Here is a 304-nt window from a genome sequence, read left to right on the forward strand (position 1 = left end):
GGTACACCCACGATGTTCACCGCGGAATCTACCTGCAGTTGAAGAAAATGAGTCAACACGGACACTTCTTTGCCTGCCTCACCCAAGCTATAGAAGGCCAACGCTTAGAGCGCACAACCAATAGCCTGGAAGGCGGAGTGAACTCCCAAATAAAAAACTGATGCACGCCCACCGAGGACTACGCGACGAGAAACAGCACATCGCCTGCGACTGGTGGCTGTACCTACACACGCAGCTGCCTGACGACCCCGTAGAAATCGCCAGGCAGCTAAACTGGGGCCAGGACGCACTCGCCAAAGCACAA

This window comes from Corynebacterium sp. HMSC076G08, assembly GCF_001811515.1.
In the GTDB taxonomy this organism is placed as follows: Bacteria; Actinomycetota; Actinomycetes; order Mycobacteriales; family Mycobacteriaceae; genus Corynebacterium; species Corynebacterium hiratae.